Origin of the sequence: Rhodococcus sp. ZPP (assembly GCF_017656075.1) — a bacterium.
In the GTDB taxonomy this organism is placed as follows: Bacteria; Actinomycetota; Actinomycetes; order Mycobacteriales; family Mycobacteriaceae; genus Rhodococcus_F; species Rhodococcus_F oxybenzonivorans.
The window spans coordinates 4611029-4628641 of sequence record NZ_CP058638.1 but is presented as its reverse complement, the minus strand read 5'-3'; the positions used below and the strand labels follow the sequence as shown (position 1 = coordinate 4628641).

Here is a 17613-nt window from a genome sequence, read left to right as displayed (position 1 = left end):
CGCGGCGCACCGGATCCTGGGACGAAAGGAACACCATGGCAAGCACGTCTACTCGTGACACCGGGGGACAACCGAACGAGAACGCCCGCCGGGCCGCCGTCTCGGGATTCCTAGGCAGCACGCTGGAGTACTACGACTTCTTCATCTACGGATCCGCGGCAGCGCTGGTCTTCCCGCGGATCTTCTTCCCGGGCGGAGGCGCCACGGCGACCCTGCTGTCGATCGGCACGCTCGGTGTCGCGTATATCGCGCGTCCGCTCGGCGCAGTGCTGTGGGGACATCTCGGGGATCGATACGGGCGCAAGAATTCGCTGCTGGCGTGCCTCCTGCTCATGGGTATCGCGACCGTGGTCGTCGGGTGCCTGCCCACATACGACCAGATCGGCATCGCCGCACCCGTCATCCTGGTGTTCCTGCGATTGCTGCAGGGTCTGTCGGCAGGCGGCGAATCGCCGGGATCCTCCGCGTTGACGCTGGAACACGCACCGGACAACCGTCGCTCGTTTTACACGTCGTTCACCATGAGCGGCATCATGTTCGGCATCGTGCTCTCGAGCCTGGTGTTCATCCCCGTGGCCGCGCTGCCGGATGACGCGCTCTACTCGTGGGGCTGGCGTGTGCCCTTCCTGCTCAGCATCGTCGTGACGGGTGTCGCGGTTTGGCTGCGTCGCAAGCTCGACGAGCCGGAGGTCTTCGAAGAGTTGAAGGAACACGACGACACCGCGGGCATTCCGGTGGTCGAGATGTTCCGCTCGCACTGGCGCACCGTGATCCGCATCAGCCTCAGCGCGACGTTCGCGATGATCAACACCATCGTCAACGTCTTCGCGTTGGCGTACGCGGTGCAGGTGGCCGGGCTCGAACGCTCCACGATGCTGTGGGCCATCGCCGTCGCCAACTTCGTCGCGGTCCTCACCCAGCCGCTGTTCGGAATGCTCGCCGACCGGATCGGCCGTAAACCGGTGTTCGTGACGGGCGCCGTCGGTGCCGCGGGCATGGTGTTCGTGTTCTTCCACGCGATCGGAACGGGCAGCGTGCCAATGGTCTTCGCGGCCGGCATCGTTCTGATCGGCCTGTTCTACGCGATGCCCAACGGCGTGTACCCGGCGTACTTCCCCGAGCAGTTCCCCGCCAAGGTCCGGTACACCGGAATGGCCGTAAGTCTCATGCTGGGGCTGTTGGTCGCCGGCTTCACCCCGGCCATCGCGCAGTGGCTGTCGGCGGGTGACACCGCGAACTGGGCCCCAGTCGCCTGGATGTGCCTGGGCTTCGCGCTGCTGTCGTCGGTCGCCGCGCTCACCGGTCCCGAGACGTACCGCACACCCACCGAGCAGCTCGGCGAACCCGGCACGACGACGGCCGGCACGCGGCACCATGCGCTCGCCCGCACCGACGCCTGATCGGACCTTCACCACTGCAGGAGATTTTCATGCACCCCTTTTCCACCCGGCACCGGATCCGCCTCGTCGGGGCAGGGATCGCCACGTCCCTGTCGCCGGCGCTGCACGAACACGAGGCCGCCGCCCTCGGCCTGACCGACTACCGCTACGACCTGATCGACGTCGCGGCGGAAGGCATTCCCGTCGACCGTTCCGGCGACGCGCTGCGGCAGGCAGTTGCAGCGGGTTGCACCGGACTCAACGTCACCCATCCGTGCAAGCAGGTGGTCGTCGACTCCCTCGACGAATTGTCTGGCAACGCGCGACTTCTCGGCGCCGTCAATACCGTCGTCGTCCGTGACGGGCGGCTGATCGGTCACAACACCGACCACAGCGGATTCCTCGCGGCGCTGCGCCGGGGACTGCCCGATGCCACGCTCGGCCGTGTCGTCCTCGCCGGTGCGGGCGGTGCCGGTTCGGCCGTCGCCTACGCGCTCGCCGCCGCCGGGGTGACGGACCTGCGCGTCGCCGACCTCGACCCGGCCCGTGCCGCGGACGTCTGCGCGCGCCTCGCGGCGGCCTTCCCGCAGACGCGGGTCACGGCCATCCCCCTCGAGGCGATCGAAGCGAACCTGGAGCACTGCGACGGCGTCGTCAACGCCTCCCCGATCGGCATGGTCGGACATCCGGGAACGCCGTTCGACACCGACGCGCTCCATCCCGGACTGTGGGTCGCCGACATCGTCTACCGCCCGCTGCAGACCGAACTCGTCGCGGCAGCAACCGCTCTCGGCTGTGATGTGCTCGACGGCGGTCAGATGCTCGTCGCTCAGGCGGCCGACACGTTCGCCCTCCTCACCGGCATCACGCCCGACCCCGACCGCATGCGACGTCACCTCGGCGAACTGGTCGCCGATCAGTGCGCCCCGACCGTTCTCGAGGAGTCCCGATGACCGCGCGTCTCTTCGCCGCACCACTCGACCTGGGCAACGTGCGACTGCGCAACCGCTTCGTGTCGGCGCCGATGGAGCGCAACTACTGCGAGGTCGACGGCACGATGACCGACGAGTACATCGCGTACCTCGAGCGCCGTGCGGCGGGCGGCGCAGCTCTCGTCTTCACCGAGGCCAGCTACGTGCGGGCCGACGGCAAGGGGCGTATCCGGCAGATGGGTGTGGACGTCGACGAACGCATCCCGGGCATCGCGAAGATGGCCGAGGCGATCCATGCGCAGGGTGCGCTCGTCGGCGTCGAACTCAATCACGGCGGCCGCACCGCGCAGGGTTCCGTCAGCGGATTCGTCCCCGTCGCACCGTCACCGATCCCGTGCGCGGTGGTCGGCGGCGAAATGCCCGAGCAACTCGACGGCGACGACATCGAGCACATCATCGAATGCTTCGGCGAGGCCGCCGCGCGCTGTCAACAGGCCGGGGTCGATGTGATTTCGCTGCACGGCGGTCACGGCTACCTCATCCACCAGTTTCTCTCGCCGGCGTACAACCACCGCGACGACAAGTGGGCCGATCCGGCACTGTTCGTCAACAAGGTGATCGACGCCGTGCGCACGATGGCACCGGATATCGCTCTCGGACTGCGGTTCTCGGCGTTCGAGGCCGTCGACGGCGGTCTCGACGCGGAGACGACCCGCGCCCGGATCGACGCGATCGACACCGACCGGCTCGACTTCCTCGACGTCTCCGCCGGCAACTACGAATCCGGGCAGTGGATCATCCAACCCGGCGAGTGGCCGCGCGGACTCCTCGCCCCGTTCTCCGAGCAGTACACGCGGGACTTCGACCTCCCCGTCGGGGTCGCAGGCCGGATCAGCTCACCCGAGGTCGCGGCGCAGATCATCGAATCCGGGCAGGCCGACTTCGTCAGCATGGCCCGCACCCTGCACGCCGACCCGGACTTCCCGAACCGCGCGCTGGACGGCGGCCGGTACCGGCCCTGCATCGCTTGCAACTACTGCATCGACAGCCTCGCCGCCGGACCCGTTCCGTGCTCGGTCAATCCGTGGGTGGGCCGCGAACTCGAGCAGCTGTCGAAGCCGGCGGCCGCGGCGGTGCGTGTCGCTGTCGTCGGCGGCGGGCCGTCGGGGATGGCGGCCGCCCGCGACCTCGCGCTCGCCGGGCACCGTGTCGACCTGTACGACGAACGCGGGAGTCTCGGTGGAGATTTCGCGCTGGCCTCCCGGCTGCACGAGTACCCCGAGTACTCACGGATCGTCGACTGGTACCTCGCCGAGATCGCCGACCTCGACATCACCTGCCACCTCGGCACCCGGGTCGACGCCGCCGCACTGGCCGGCCTGGACTTCGACGCCGTCGTGCTCGCGACCGGCGGCCGCGGACCCGAGGTCGACCTCCCCGGGGCCGACACCCGGAGGGTCCGCGACGTCCGGGAGTTCCTGGAATCCGGAGACCCCGCACCCGCGGCGATCACGATCTTCGGCGCCGACCGGGAAGCAGCCGCGGTCGCCGACGACCTGCTCCAGCACGGCACCGAGGTGGTCATGATCGGCCCGCAGGAGACGATCGCCCACGACGTCGGCCGGCGCGGAAAGATAGTGCTGCTGCCGCGGCTCGCGAAGAGTGCGAACCTCACCACCCACCTGTCGTCGATCGTGACGCGGATCGAGGAAGACCGGGTGGTGATCTCGACCGCCGGGGACGAGCGGGTGGTGGACGCTCCCGGCGAACTGCTGATCTCGCACGGCGTCGAGCCGCGCACCGACCTGCTCGCCGCAGTGCGGTCGCTGGCACCGCGACTCGGCGTCCACACGGTCGGTGACGCGAGTGGCGACGGCGGCTCCATCCACGCCGCTCTCGTCACCGCAGCCGACGTCGCCGCGAAGATCACCGCGGCCGCCGATGCTCGCGAGGTCAGCGCATGATCGACATGCCACCCCTCGGTCTCGGGACCTGGCCGCTGACCGGACCGGACGCCACACGGGCCGTGCTGTCCGGCATCGAGGCCGGCTACCGGCTCGTCGATACCGCAACGATCTACGACAACGAAGAGGCAGTGGGTGTGGCGCTCGCGGAGTGCGGACTGCCACGCGAGGAGCTGTTCGTCACCACGAAACTGCGTGGGAGCGATCACATGTCGGGCGACATCCGCGGCGCGGTCGAGCGGAGCCTGAAGAATCTGGGACTCGATCGGCTCGACCTGTTCCTCATCCACTGGCCGCTGCCACGCCACGACAGGTACGTGGCGGCGTTCGAGGCGATGCTCGCCTGCCGTGACGCCGGCCTCGTCCGCCACGTCGGTGTCTCCAATTTCCTGGAGACGCACCTGCGTCGCGTCGTCACCGAAACCGGAGAAGCGCCGGCAGTCAACCAGATCCAGATGGACCCGTCGCTCGCCCGGCTACCCGTCCGGCGCGCGAACGACGTACTCGGCGTGTCCACGCAGTCGTGGAGCCCGCTGGGCCGCGGCGAGGTGCTCGACTCACCCGTGGTCACCGACATCGCCCGGCGCCTCGACCGCGCCCCCGCACAGGTGGTCCTGGCCTGGCACTTCGCGCAGGGTGTCGTGCCGGTCGTGAGATCCGCGAATCCCGCCCGCCAGGACGAGAACCTGGCCGCCCTCGGCGTGCGGCTCACCGCCGACGACGTGGCCGCCCTGAATCGACTCGACCGCGGCGAATCCGCGGCCCGGGACGTCGAAACCGAGGAGCACTACTGATGGCCCTACGTATCGGCATCGTCGGCTGCGGCAAGATCGCCGGCAACCACGCCCGGGCCCTGCAGCAGGTGCCCGGCGTCGAGGTGGTCGGCTGCTGCGACCCCGACGTCGACCGCGCCCGCGAGTTCGCGGACTCGCACCGTATCGCGCGGGTCGTCGGTTCGGTGGAGGAGTTGATCGACCTCGGCCTCGATGCGTGCACCGTCTGCACACCGCACCCGGTGCACGAGCAGGTGGTCGTCGCGGCGGCTGAGGCCGGGATCCACGTGCTGTGCGAGAAGCCGATCGCGGTCGACGTCGCCGCGGCAGACCGCATGATCGCGGCCGCCGACCGCGCCGGCATCACGTTCGGTGTGCTGTTCCAGCGCCGGTTCTGGCCGGCCGCGCAGCGCATCAGGACGGCCATCGACGACGGCCGGATCGGCATTCCGGTGCTCGGCGAGGCGTCGGTGCTCCTGCACCGCCCGTCGTCCTACTACTCCGCCGACGAGTGGCGCGGACGGTGGGACACCGACGGCGGCGGAGTCCTGATGACGCAGGCCGTCCACCAGATCGACATGCTCCAATGGTTCATGGGTGAGGCCGTGTCGGTGAGCGGCTTCATCCGCACCCACACACACGGCGGCCACATCGAGACCGAGGACAGTGCGTCCGCCGTCGTCTCGTTCGCGTCGGGCGGCACGGCGACCGTCACCGCGACCACCGGCGTCAACCACAACCTCGGCAACCGGGTCACCGTGATCGGGCAGACCGGTGCGATTGCGAGCGTCCTCGAGTTCCCGGAGGGCAGGGAGGGCGTCAACGAGCTCTGGACGATCCCCGGCGAAGTGGAGTTCCGTACCCCGTTCACACCCGGCGTCCGTGCCAATCTCGACGTCACGGAAGTCAACGCCCGACTCGCCGACTTCCACACACTCCAGGTGCAGGACTTCGCGGACGCCGTCCTGACCGGTCGCGACCCCGCCGTCACCGGACGCGACGCGCGCGCCTCGCTGGCGATCATCGCGGCGATCTACGAGTCCTCGCGCACCGGCCGGGTGGTCGACCTCACGCCCGCACCGACTTTCGCAACAACATCCGCTCAGGAGACGCTATGACCCCCGATCACACCACCTCCACCTATGACGTCGTCGTCATCGGCTCCGGAGCGGGCGGTCTGTCCGCCGCCGTCGCCGCAGCCGACGGGGGCGCCTCCGTCCTCGTCGTCGAGAAGGCGGACACGTGCGGCGGCGCGACGGCATGGTCCGGCGGCTGGATGTGGGCGCCGCGGAACCTGTTCGCGCAGGCGGACGGCGTGAACGAGGACCGCTCGCTGCCGCGCACCTATCTCGAGCACCGACTCGGCGAGAACTTCGACGCCGCCAAGGTCGATGCCCTGCTCGACGGAGCACCCGAGATGGTGGAATTCTTCGAGACGAAGACGGCGCTCCAATTCGTTCCGGGCGCGAAGATCGCCGACATCCACGGCGACACACCGGGTGCGGGCACAGGGCACCGCTCGGTCGGACCGAAGCCGGTGAACCTCCGGAAGCTCGGCCCCGACGTCGCGGCGCTCCTGCGTCGCCAGCTCTACGAGACGTCGTTCCTCGGCATGGGCATCATGGCCGGCCCGGACCTCCAGGCCTTCCTGCACTCGACCCGTTCGGCGAAGGCTTTCGCGCACTGCGCCCGAAGGGTGTCCACGCACCTGCTCGACCTCGCCACCACACGCCGCGGCCAGCAACTCGTCAACGGCACCGCGCTCGTCGGTCGGCTTCTGCGGTCAGCGCTCGACGCCGGCGTCGAGATCCGCGTGAGCACGGCGGCCACCGCGCTGACCACCGACTCCGCGGGCACCGTCACCGGCGTCCGGCTGGAGGGCCCGGACGGGGTCTACTCCGTGTCCGCCCGCCGCGGAGTCGTCCTCGCGACGGGCGGCTTCAGTCGCGACGTCGACCGGCGCCGTCAACTTTTTCCCCGCACACCCACGGGCCGTGAACACTGGACCCTCACCCCGTCCACGACCACCGGCGACGGCATCACCCTCGGCGAATCGGTCGGCGGCCGACTCGACCGCTCGGTCGCGTCCCCGGTGGCGTACTGCCCGGTGTCGATCGTCCGGTACCGCAACGGCAAGGAGGGTGTGTTCCCGCACATCCTCGACCGCGGAAAGCCCGGTGTCATAGGCGTTCTCGCCGACGGCCGCCGCTTCGTCAACGAGGCCCTCGGCTACCATGACTACACCCTCGCGATGGTCGAACAGGTCCCCGACGGCGATGAGGTCTGCTCCTGGTTGATCGCCGACCAGCGGTACCTGCGGTACTTCCCGCTGGGCATGGCCAAGCCGCTGCCAATCCCCACGTGGCCGTACCTGAAGTCGGGGTATCTCACCCGCGGCCGCACGGTGCGCGAGCTGGCCGAGAAGATCGGTGTCGACCCCGACGGCCTGGAGAAGACGGTCGCAGCGTTCAACGAGGGCGCCCGCGACGGCGTCGACCCCGAGTTCGGTCGCGGCACCACACCCTTCACCGTCGGCTCCGGCGACCCCGACAACCCATGGCCCAACCCCTCCCTCGCACCGCTCGAAGAAGGCCCGTTCTACGCGGTCAAGGTGGTGCCCGGCAGCTTCGGCACGTTCGCCGGTCTGGTCACCGACAGCATGTCCCGGGTTCTGAACGACGACGACCAGCCGATCGACGGGCTGTTCGCGGTCGGGGTCGACCAGTCCAGCGTCATGGGAGGCCACTACCCGTCCGGCGGTATCAACCTCGGCCCAGCCATGACCTTCGGCTACCTCACCGGCCGCCGCCTCGCCTCGACGACAGGAGCTCTGCGATGACCGCCCCACTCGGCCTTGCCGCACTCACCGTGCTCGACACCGCGCCGCTGCAGCAGGTGGACCTCGCCGAGAAGCACGGCTTCGACACCATCGGTATCCGACTGCTGCCCGCAGCGCCCGGCGCCACCGCCTACCCGCTGCACGAGGACGACGCCGCCCTCGATGCACTGATCCGTCGCCTCGACGATTCGCCGATCGAGGTGTTCGACCTCGAAATCGTCCGGCTGCAAGCAGATTTCGACCCAAAGTCGTACGTTCCGCTGCTCGAGGCGGGCGCACGCCTCGGCGCGAAGGCCGTGCTCGTCGGCGGCGACGACCGCGACCGCGCCCGGCTCACCGACTCCTACGCCCGGCTGGCGGAACTGTGTGCGCAGTACGGCATCGTCGCGAGCCTCGAGTTCATGCCGTGGACGGCTGTGCCCGACGCGACCACCGCGGTCGAGATCGTGACGCAGGCCGACGGGCCGGCGCGTAGCGTACTGATCGACGCTCTGCATACCGCCCGTTCGACGACGACCCTCGGCGACCTGGCGGCGATCCCACGCGAGTGGCTGCATTACGCGCAGATGTGTGACGGTTCGGTGCCTGCACCCACCAACGACGCCGAACTCGTCCGCCACGCACGGGAGGAACGGCTCGTGCCCGGCACCGGGGGCATTGACCTCACCGGCATCTGGTCGACACTGCCCACCGACCTTCCGGTGAGCGTCGAACTGCCCAACGAACCCCTCCGCCGTGCGGTCGGCACCGACGCGTGGCTCGACCGACTCGTCACGCAAACACGAAGAGTTCTCGACACGAATCGCACCACTTCAATCCACTGACCACGATCGATGCGACACGACGGCGGCCCTGCGCCTCGCGAGCTGGGGCTCGTCGACGACGTGGTGTGAGATTGCGTGGGGCGAGGTCGAGGATCAGGCGGATCACATCGGCCGGCGCGAACTTCACGGTGCGACCCTGCCCTCGGACATGTCCTTTCCTCAGGTCACTCGCACCTGCGTCTCACGGGCGTGCACCGTAGGGCCTAGCCTGAAGTGGTCGGGTGAGCGATGACGAGTGATGGCGGAGTCATGGCCGTGTCGTCCGACGATGGCGGCCTGGCCGATTTAAGCTCGAATGATGGTGCGCGCAGCCGACTTCATCAAGCAGGTGGTCTCCTCGACGCTCTACCGCCCGGACGGGACCGTGGAAACGACCCGAGATCCGGCAGTGTGGACCCTGGCCCACCGCGGGTACAGCGGGTCCGGTCGCCTCGACGTGTGGGCCTACCGAACACAGGCCGACGCACTTCGAGCGGGTGCCGTACTGGCGATGGAAGCCGGGATGGACGAAGATCCGCAATGCGTGAAATTGTATGCGGCAGGACGCTGGTCGGAGGTGATGGCGCGGTATGAGGAGCTCAGCCCGGAGGGCCATCTGCTGCGGGTGCAGGCAGCATTCCTGCAACTGGACGACGGTAACATTGATAACGGCTGACCATCGGAATCCGCGAATCCTGATGGTCGACCGAGACCATTCACCGAGAATGACCAACTATCACGCCCGGTCCGGGAGTACGTCGATGTTGCGCAACTCTGCAAAGCGCACTGGACTATCGACCAGCTCGGCTGGACGCTCTCAGCGGCAGGCGATTACAGGAAGTGGGACTGACGATTCTGCCGACTTGATAAGAATTTCAGGACCACGCGACAGTGCGAGTCCGCGTGCATGCATGCCAGATTCGGGACGATGCGAGTGTCCGCCTGTCGGTGCGACTGGTGGACCAGAAAATCCGGGCGCCATGTATGGAAGCTCTCGAATCCGCCCCTCACCGGCGACGGAGCGAGGACGATGGGAGCAGAGCTCGATTTGCCACTCCGCCGCACCAGCGCGGGGCACAGCGTCCGCATCGGGTGCGACCGGGACGGATGTACAAGCGGCCAGGGGGTAGATGGGTGTGACCGCGTCAGAAGACAGCAAGGAAGCCGACCTCGTCCTAGCAGGTGGCGGCGTCAAAGGAATCGGGTTGGTCGGCGCCGCCTCTGCGCTCGTCGATGCCGGATACACCGTTCATCGAGTGTCCGGTACGTCGGCGGGCGCGGTGGTGGGAGCCATCCTCGCGGCCGTCACCGCCAGCGGGGAACCTGTGACCGGCGAGCAACTGAAGAGGCTCACCCATCTCAACTATCGAGAGTTTCTCGATCCGGGACTCCTCGAGAACATCCCGCTCCTCGGGCAATCGTGGGCACTGCTGCGGGGCACCGGCCTCTACCGGGGCGATCGTGTCCACCAGTGGATAAAGGACACGCTCGAGAGCCTCGGGGTCTCGACCTTCCGCGACCTGCATATCGAGGACGACACCCTGCCCCCGAACCAGCGGTACAGGCTGGCAGTCACCGTCTCCGACGTGACGACCGGGCAACTGGTGCGACTGCCCTGGGACTTCGAACGGGTCTACGGCCTCGACCCCAACGCTCAGTCCGTAGCCGACGCGGTACGGGCGTCCATGGCAATCCCGTTTTTCTTCCGCCCCGTCTCGTTGACCAGTGCCGCCGGATTGACCTCGACGCTGGTGGACGGCGGAGTGCTCTCGAACTTCCCGATCGATTCTCTGGATCGGACCGATGGACAGTTGCCGCGATGGCCCACCTTCGGGGTCACCGTTCTGCCCAATCTGCCGGCCGGGAACGATGACGTCATCCCCCATCTCAGACTCCTACGCCTTCTCGGGCCACCTCACCTGTTCGAGAGCGTTCTCAGCACCATGCTCGTCGGCCGCGATCAGGCGTACCTGAACCAGCCGTGGGTGAGTGCCCGTGCAATCAGGGTGGACTCCACCGATGTAGGGGCTCTCGACTTCAACATTCACCAGGAGGACATCGAAGCTCTCCACCGGAACGGATACGAAGCGGCACAAGCATTCCTATCCACCTGGAATTGGAGATCCTACGTTCAAAGGTTCCGGCAGATGCCGCCCAGGTAGCTTCCATAAAATTGCGCGTCCGCCCGGGAACCGGACTCGGTCACGGTCCGCAGTGAACTCCGCGGCGGCGTCATCCGGCGTTGGTTTTCTCCACCAACCGGTCTATGCCGTCGAGCATGCGGTCGAGGCCGAAGCGGAACTCGTCTCGAGCCAATCGGCGACGTCGCTCCCGTCCGGATCGAATGCACCAGCCGCGATCGCGGACAGCAGCGCGGAAATTCGCTCCCGGTCGAGCAGGAATGGGCGCACCTGCGAATAGTCGACCGGTGTGGTGGACGTCGCCGCGATGACCGCCCGCACCACCACGCGCATCCGGCGCAGCCCCAAGACCGTGATCATGGGCGTCGTCCTTCCAGTACTGCTTCTGCTGCTCTTCGTCTACGTCTTCGGCGGGGCGATGGACACCGGCACCGGCTACCTGAACTACGTCGTTCCGGGAATCATCCTGCTGTGCGCTGGATTCGGCTCCTCACAGACGGAAGTCGGCGTGGCGAGCGACCTGGTGCACGGCAGCGTCGACAGGTTCCGGTCGACGCCGATCACCCGATCCGCGTTCCTGTTCGGTCACGTCCTCTCCAGCGTCGCACGTAACCTCGTGACCTCATGGGTCGTCATCGCCGTCGCGCTGGCGATGGGTTTCCGGCCGTCCGCCGGGCCCCTGGAGTGGCTGGCCGCATTCGGAATCATTGCGTTGTTCATCCTCGCCATCTCCTGGCTCGCCGCCGCACTGGGCCTACTCGCCGGCAGTGAGGAAGCGGCCGGGGGATTCACCTTCTTCCTCTTGTTCCTCCCCTAAGTGAGCAGTGCGTTCGTCCCCACCGACACCATGCCGGCCTGGCCGTACTCGTTTGCCGAGAACCAGCCGGTCACCCCCGGTGATCGAAACCGTTCGGGATCTGCTGACCGGCGGACCGGTCGCCGACACTGCCTGGCTCGCGGTGTTGTGGTGTGCCGGAATCAGACTCGGAGGCTACCTCTGGGCGACCACAGCATTCGCGCGCAGAACAGCACACTGATCCGACCGCCCCGGCAAGAACGTCAGCGTCACCGGAATCGAGTTGCGGAATCCGGGCGAGGGACCGAATGCCTCGGGCGCTGACATTCTGTCGCCTCTGGGGTGATCTGAATCCCTGCCAACGCCTCGCGTACTTTGTCCCATACCCGAGCGAAGTGAGGTTCGACCGATGTTCACCGGACTATCCGCGTTCCCCCTCACCCCCATGAACGAGACAGAAATCGACGAGTCCGCGTTCTCCCGAATGGTCTCGCGCTTGGCGGACGCGGGGGTCGATTCCATCGGCGCGCTCGGGTCCACCGGGAGCTACGCCTACCTGACCAGAGAAGAGCGCAAGCGCGTCGCGCAGCTCGCCGTGGCCGCAGCGGGCACCACACCGGTCATGATCGGTATCGGTTCGTTGCGCACCGCACACGTCCGCGCCCTCGCCGAGGATGCACAAAATGCCGGCGCCGCCGCGGTCCTGCTGGCACCGATGTCCTACCAACAGCTGACTGCAGACGAGGTGTTCGGCCTTTACGAAACGGTGACACGTGAACTGTCCGTACCGCTGTGCATCTACGACAATCCCGGTACCACCCACTTCACTTTCACCGATGAACTGCACAGCCGCATCGCCGAACTTCCCAAGATCGGATCGATCAAGATCCCCGGTGTCCCCCTCGACCCCGCCGAGGCAGCCGGTCGAGTGAACTCCCTCCGATCCCAGATCCCGTCGACGGTCACCATCGGCGTCAGCGGAGACGCCTCCGCCGCGATCGGCCTCAACGCGGGCTGCGATGTGTGGTACAGCGTGCTCGCCGGCGTGCTTCCCAAGCCATGCCTGGCCCTGACCCGCGCATCTCAGAACGATGACCGGAAAACCGCTACCGCGCTGTCCAATCGACTCGAACCCATCTGGGAGCTGTTCCGTACCCATGGAAGCCTGCGCGTCGTATCCGCCATCGCCGAATACCTCAGCCTTGTCGAATCACCCAATCTCCCGCAGCCGCTGCGGGGTCTCGCTGAGGCCGCGCGTTCACGGGTCGCCGACGCACTTCAGCAAGTTGACGATCTGCTGTGATCTTCAGCGAGACACCAGCCGTCCGTGCTGTTAGCGAGGCCCGCCTTTGGTTGTCGAACGTGCCCGCGGCAGCGGCAGGTGCGATTCGCAGCCCTTCTTAACGCGTGGTTGACGATCCGTCGGTTCGTCGAGCTACCCATGGCCCCGCATCATTGCGCACCATCGGTGAGTACCTTTCCTCGAGGAATTCCTCGATCACCCGGACGGCAGCGTCCACCCCACCCGCAGAACGCAGCTCGGCGGCGAGCTCCGCGCTGCGGCGCCGGACCGGCTCGGTGTCGATGTGCGCGAGCGCGTCCCGCAATCCGGCGACCGACACCTCCGAACTATCTACTCGAACCGCCACTCCGGCGGCCACGAGGGCGTCGGCGTTCTCGAACTGGTCGGTGGCCTGCGGTGCGGCGATCATCGGGGTTCCCGTGAACATTCCCTCGCTGGACCCGCCCATGCCGGCATGGGTGAGGAACGCGTCGGCCTGCCCGAGGATGTCGAATTGGGGCACCCATCGGTGGACCTCGACGTTGCCGGGCACGGTTCCGAGTCCGGCGACGTCGACGTGCTGCCCGATCTGCAGGACGACATGCCAGCCGTCGAGGTCGCCGAACGCATCGATGCAGCGCCGGTAGAAGTCGGCGTGATCGGTGAATGCCGTGCCGAGCGAGATGAGCAGCACCTTGGCCGCGCCTGCCGGACGCTGCCACCGGCCGTCGGTGGGCCGTCGGGTGGGCAGCGCCGGTCCGACGAACGTGTAAACGTCCTCGTTCACTCGGTCGGCGTTGGGCTGCATCGATTTCGCGATCAGCACCACCGCTCGGGTGGGGCGCCCGTAGAACTCGTCCGGGTCGGTCTCGACACCGTTGTCCACCAGGAGTTTCCGCTGCCGTTCGTACAGGGCCACCCCGCGTGGGTCTGGCCGCATCGTGTCCACGAACGATCTCATGTCGTCGTCGTAGCCCTCCCACGCGACGTACGTCGGCGACAGCTGCACGATCGGCACACCCCATTCTTCGGCGAGAACCCGGGCAGGACCTCCCGCGATGTCGTAGAGGAACAGGTCGGGGCGGTCGTCCTCGTACAGCGACCGTAGTTGCGGCAGCATCGACTCGTACTCGGCCTGGAACAGGGTGAGTTGATCGATTGTGTCTCCCTCCCATGACTTCTCCGACCCTTCCGTCGCAGCCGCGGTGTTCACGCGTGGCAGCGTCGAGGTGTACTCCTTGAATTCCGCTCCCGTGCTCTCGACGGCATCCTTCACGGCGGCGTCGTTGGCGTACGTCACTCGGTGACCGCGTGCGACGAGTTCGTGGAGAATCTCCAGGCTCGGGTTGACGTGCCCGGGCGCCGGAATGCTGACCATGGCGATGTGTGAGCGAGTCATCTTCCTCCTTCAGATACGGAACGGTCCGTCTCGTTCAAGGGTGGCACGTGCTGCGCGCCGAGTCAAGACGATACGTCTCGTCTGGTCTATGATCAGTTCATGCCGTCCGCCGACAATCCCCGCCGTTCCGAACGGTCCCGCGCCGCGATCCTGCAGGCCACGCAGGCACTGATACGCGAACAGCCTTACGCGAAGATCAGCATCGAAGGCATCGCCGCGCGCGCGAAGGTCGGGAAACAGACCATCTACCGGTGGTGGCGATCCAAGGGCGCGCTGGTCGTGGACGCCCTGCACGAACAGAACGCGGCCCGCGCTCAGGAGACGCTTGCCCTACCGGACACCGGCGACCTCGCCGCCGACATGCGCCTGGTCCTACAGGCCACGGTCGACGAGTTCACCTCACCGGAATTCGAACCACTGTTCCGGGCGCTGTCCATCGAATCGCTGCAGGATCCCGCGCTGCAGAAGCAGATCGTCGAGCGGATCTACCGGCCGCAGTTCGAGTTCGTCGCGGCGCGGTTTCGTTCCGCGCAGGACGCCGGACAGATGCGGCCCGACGTCGACCTCGTCCTCGCGTTCGAGTTGTTCATGGCGCCGATGTTCTACCGCTGGCAGAGCGGAGCGCATCCCCTCACCCACGACCACGCGGACGCCGTCGTCGACCTGGCAATGCGCGCCCTCGCACCCTGACGAAAAAGCAGTCCAACAGAGGCAACGCCATTGATGAAACGCTGAGTGACTGGCTAGCTGAGCAGGGCGGCCAAGCCGCCGCGGCACAGCTCAATCCAGCACGTTATGCCTACTTTCGGATGGCAATCAGCCTCGATCACGCAGCAGCGTTACCGCATCGTCCATGCCGTAACGCGCCACCAACTGATCGAGGACCTCGTCCACGGTCATCGGTGGTCGCGCCAGGCGGGTCGCAAGCATCTCGACCGCCCGCGCCGCCGCAGTCGGTAACACCGACACCGTATCGGCCGCAAACTCCGCCGGCGAGACCACCTGGATGTGTCCCGGAATTCGGGCTGGTGGAAAGTCTCTCCGATTCAGCGTGACGATCACCCCGGCTCCGCCGACGACGGCGGCCGCAACGACGTGCTCATCGTCAGAATCCGGCAGCGAGAACGTACCCTCGAGCGGCTCCCAGCCAGTCACAAGGGCGTCGTCGAAGTGCTCGCGCATCGTCCCCACGAGCCGCGCACCAGTCGCTTGCGCCGCCGCCGCACTGTGCCCGCGTCGTTCGAGCTTGGCGGCCTCATGGAATTCGAGCTCGTCGAGAATTACCTCCGACCACAACGGCCGGTACAAGCCCTCAACGGCCATGGACAGCAGAAAGTCCCGCTGCAGGCTCGGCCAGAGAACACAGGTATCGAGAACTGCTGCGAACACCCCGGCAGCCCTATCGACCACCCATCGCAGTTGACCCGCCCCCACTGCGGGTGCGCCGACGCTCCGCGACCGCCCTTCGCGCGATCTTCAACTGCTCAGCCACCATCGCCGGATCGTCCTCGTCATCGATCTCGACAGCGGTCTGGGCGAGCGCCTCGTACTGGCGGGCCCGGCGCTGCTGCTGATACTCGAGCACATCGCGCAACAACAGCCGATGCCGAGTGCCGACCTTCTCCGCCGGCAACTCCCCCACATCGATCAGCCGGCGCACCGTCGGCCGGCTCACCGCCAGCAGATCCGCGGCCTGCTGCGTCGTCAACATCGTCGCCCGCGGCGCCACCGTCACCGCACGCCCGGCCTGCAATGCGGCCACAACCTGCTTGAGCGCCGCATGCACCTCCGCCGGCAACTCCACCTGATCATGCTCACCTGCACCGACCAACAGATACCGCGGCTCCACCCGGTCGCCGCGTCGCCGCTCATGCGCATCGAGGAACCCCACCACCTCCGCCAACCCAGCGCCCTCTGCCGCCTGCGGCAGGTACGTGTGCTGATCCAACGCCTGCGCACCCATTCTGAACCCCTTCCATTCGAAATAATCGTAACATCTTTCGATTCTTTCGAAAATGCACACATGGAGTGAACACGCACTTGCGCTTCCAGGTGCACGGCAGCGCAGACGGAAGCGCTGACCTCTACCAACGCCTCGAAGTCAGCGAAGTCCCCGTGACCGTGCTCCGCACCCCTACCAGTGATCACCGCGCTCGACGGCCCGAGCGGCCACTCCGCCGGCCGAGCCGAAACAGACATTGTTCGATCTCCGCGGAACCCCTCCCAGGGGTACTTTCTTTCCCCCTCCGAGTCACCGACCACCCCCTTCCGGGGAGTTATCGAACGCCGGCTTCCGGCGAAAACTAGTAGTCGTCCGAGAACACCAAAACCCCGAACTTCAGGAGCCACAGAATGTCCTCGACCACAACACGCACCGCAGCCGCAGCCGCAGCCGGCGTCGCCCTCGCCTTCGGTGCCGTGCTGGCCCAGAGTGCCACCGCCGCAGCAGTACCCACCGATGCCGCCGGACCGAAGTTCCCGCACACCTTCCAGGTGCGCGACCGCATCGGATGCGCCAACGCGTGGCCCATGGTCGCCTGCGATGCCCCCGACGAGGACGTCCCCGAGCAGGTCGAACTCTATGAGCCGGGCACCTCACTCACCCAGCCGGGAGGCGTCGACCTCTTCGGCAACTCCAGCGCCACGTACCACGCCGCGAACTACCCTCTCGAACCCGACGACGGCGTGATCTCCCATTCCCTCGACCCCGACATGCCCTGGATCTGACCACCGCCGGGCTCCGGCGCCGAGTTCCCCCTCGCCGCCGGAGCACAACGGTGACGCGACACCGAGAGTTGCCGCCGCCGTCAGAGGCGGCCCCGACACCGCCCTGCTTGCCAAGCTGCAGCCGCCTATCCTTCCCTCCCACAACGGCCTGGCACAACGATTCGACGGACAGCATGACGGCGCTTTCCGTACCGTCCTCGGGCGAGCGCCGTGTCAACGGGTCGATCGTCATCACCCACACCAAGAATGACCTCGCCGTGGGCGTCGCCTATCCCCTGGCCTCACGCATCGCCCGCGACAATGCAGACGCCCTCGGCGACCAGATCGACCCCTACGGTGGGATGGGGCGCAACGGCGCACAACACACACCCGAACTCGACAGAACAGAACAGAACAGAACAACACTTACGGAAGGTGACCCCTCCGCACCAGTACACCTTCACGCACAGCAAGGTTTTCAATCTCCAGGCCAACGCGACGATCACCGACCACGGCGACGTCGCCAATCCGGCCGTAGCGCAAGCCCTGCGCGACGTGCTCCGGGTGCATTGATCCCGGCCGCCAGGCACGTCACCTTG

Annotated in this window: 18 protein-coding genes; 14 read left to right on the top strand and 4 right to left on the bottom strand. The window is 67.1% G+C overall.

The annotated features are described in order from the left end of the window. Positions 1-35: 35 nt before the first annotated feature. The 9 genes from HYG77_RS21610 (at position 36) to HYG77_RS21570 (ending at position 10852) form a co-directional block, all read left to right on the top strand. Positions 36-1400 carry an MFS transporter gene (locus HYG77_RS21610; RefSeq protein ID WP_208960561.1) on the top strand — a complete coding sequence of 455 codons (1365 nt, stop codon included), beginning with the start codon at positions 36-38 and terminating at the stop codon, positions 1398-1400. 29 nt (positions 1401-1429) lie between these two features. Next, positions 1430-2332 (top strand): shikimate dehydrogenase, encoded by a 903-nt coding sequence (locus HYG77_RS21605; RefSeq protein WP_208960560.1) that lies wholly within the window; start codon positions 1430-1432, stop codon positions 2330-2332. Beyond that, on the top strand, positions 2329-4275 hold the full coding sequence (locus tag HYG77_RS21600; RefSeq protein ID WP_208960559.1) for an FAD-dependent oxidoreductase: 1947 nt from the start codon (positions 2329-2331) through the stop codon (positions 4273-4275). The genes HYG77_RS21605 and HYG77_RS21600 overlap by 4 nt, the downstream gene beginning before the upstream one ends. Then, entirely contained in the window at positions 4272-5069 is a 798-nt protein-coding gene (locus HYG77_RS21595) for an aldo/keto reductase (RefSeq protein ID WP_208960558.1), read from the top strand. Before HYG77_RS21600 ends, HYG77_RS21595 begins: the two co-directional genes overlap by 4 nt. Continuing rightward, positions 5069-6166: a Gfo/Idh/MocA family oxidoreductase gene (locus HYG77_RS21590; protein ID WP_208960557.1), complete on the top strand. Its 1098-nt coding sequence runs from the start codon at positions 5069-5071 to the stop codon at positions 6164-6166. Before HYG77_RS21595 ends, HYG77_RS21590 begins: the two co-directional genes overlap by 1 nt. Then, complete coding sequence (locus tag HYG77_RS21585) at positions 6163-7887, top strand: FAD-dependent oxidoreductase (protein WP_208960556.1); 1725 nt, start codon at positions 6163-6165, stop codon at positions 7885-7887. The genes HYG77_RS21590 and HYG77_RS21585 overlap by 4 nt, the downstream gene beginning before the upstream one ends. Continuing rightward, positions 7884-8711: a sugar phosphate isomerase/epimerase gene (locus tag HYG77_RS21580; protein WP_208960555.1), complete on the top strand. Its 828-nt coding sequence runs from the start codon at positions 7884-7886 to the stop codon at positions 8709-8711. Before HYG77_RS21585 ends, HYG77_RS21580 begins: the two co-directional genes overlap by 4 nt. A gap of 298 nt (positions 8712-9009) precedes the next feature. Continuing rightward, positions 9010-9366 (top strand): hypothetical protein, encoded by a 357-nt coding sequence (locus HYG77_RS21575; protein WP_244373019.1) that lies wholly within the window; start codon positions 9010-9012, stop codon positions 9364-9366. A gap of 460 nt (positions 9367-9826) precedes the next feature. Next, entirely contained in the window at positions 9827-10852 is a 1026-nt protein-coding gene (locus HYG77_RS21570) for a patatin-like phospholipase family protein (RefSeq protein WP_244373017.1), read from the top strand. Between the two features lie 102 nt (positions 10853-10954). Here HYG77_RS21570 and HYG77_RS21565 read toward each other — a convergent pair whose 3' ends face one another. After that, entirely contained in the window at positions 10955-11191 is a 237-nt protein-coding gene (locus HYG77_RS21565; protein WP_208960552.1) for a hypothetical protein, read from the bottom strand. Between HYG77_RS21565 and HYG77_RS40980 the strand changes: the two genes are divergently transcribed. Beyond that, positions 11190-11648 (top strand): ABC transporter permease, encoded by a 459-nt coding sequence (locus tag HYG77_RS40980; RefSeq protein WP_348273564.1) that lies wholly within the window; start codon positions 11190-11192, stop codon positions 11646-11648. The genes HYG77_RS21565 and HYG77_RS40980 overlap by 2 nt on opposite strands. Positions 11649-12036: 388 nt before the next feature. After that, positions 12037-12930, top strand: coding sequence for a dihydrodipicolinate synthase family protein (locus HYG77_RS21555; protein ID WP_208960551.1), 894 nt, complete (start codon positions 12037-12039; stop codon positions 12928-12930). 97 nt (positions 12931-13027) lie between these two features. On the opposite strand, the gene HYG77_RS21550 is transcribed toward HYG77_RS21555, so the two are convergent. Next, positions 13028-14308 carry a macrolide family glycosyltransferase gene (locus HYG77_RS21550; protein ID WP_244373013.1) on the bottom strand — a complete coding sequence of 427 codons (1281 nt, stop codon included), beginning with the start codon at positions 14306-14308 and terminating at the stop codon, positions 13028-13030. Positions 14309-14407: 99 nt separating this feature from the next. On the opposite strand from HYG77_RS21550, the gene HYG77_RS21545 reads away from it, so the two are divergent. Then, on the top strand, positions 14408-14998 hold the full coding sequence (locus HYG77_RS21545; RefSeq protein ID WP_208960550.1) for a TetR/AcrR family transcriptional regulator: 591 nt from the start codon (positions 14408-14410) through the stop codon (positions 14996-14998). A 126-nt stretch (positions 14999-15124) separates the two neighbouring features. Here the strand turns inward: HYG77_RS21545 and HYG77_RS21540 are convergent, their stop codons facing one another. Together HYG77_RS21540 and HYG77_RS21535 are read right to left on the bottom strand one after the other, a co-directional pair. After that, positions 15125-15718, bottom strand: a complete 594-nt coding sequence (locus HYG77_RS21540; RefSeq protein ID WP_348273563.1) for a PIN domain-containing protein — start codon at positions 15716-15718, stop codon at positions 15125-15127. Further along, entirely contained in the window at positions 15708-16271 is a 564-nt protein-coding gene (locus HYG77_RS21535; protein ID WP_208960549.1) for a helix-turn-helix domain-containing protein, read from the bottom strand. The genes HYG77_RS21540 and HYG77_RS21535 overlap by 11 nt, the downstream gene beginning before the upstream one ends. A gap of 389 nt (positions 16272-16660) precedes the next feature. Here HYG77_RS21535 and HYG77_RS21530 point away from each other — a divergent pair, with 389 nt between their 5' ends. Continuing rightward, positions 16661-17035, top strand: coding sequence for a hypothetical protein (locus tag HYG77_RS21530; protein WP_109333145.1), 375 nt, complete (start codon positions 16661-16663; stop codon positions 17033-17035). Positions 17036-17449: 414 nt separating this feature from the next. After that, positions 17450-17587 carry a hypothetical protein gene (locus HYG77_RS39745; protein WP_244373011.1) on the top strand — a complete coding sequence of 46 codons (138 nt, stop codon included), beginning with the start codon at positions 17450-17452 and terminating at the stop codon, positions 17585-17587. Positions 17588-17613: the final 26 nt, after the last annotated feature.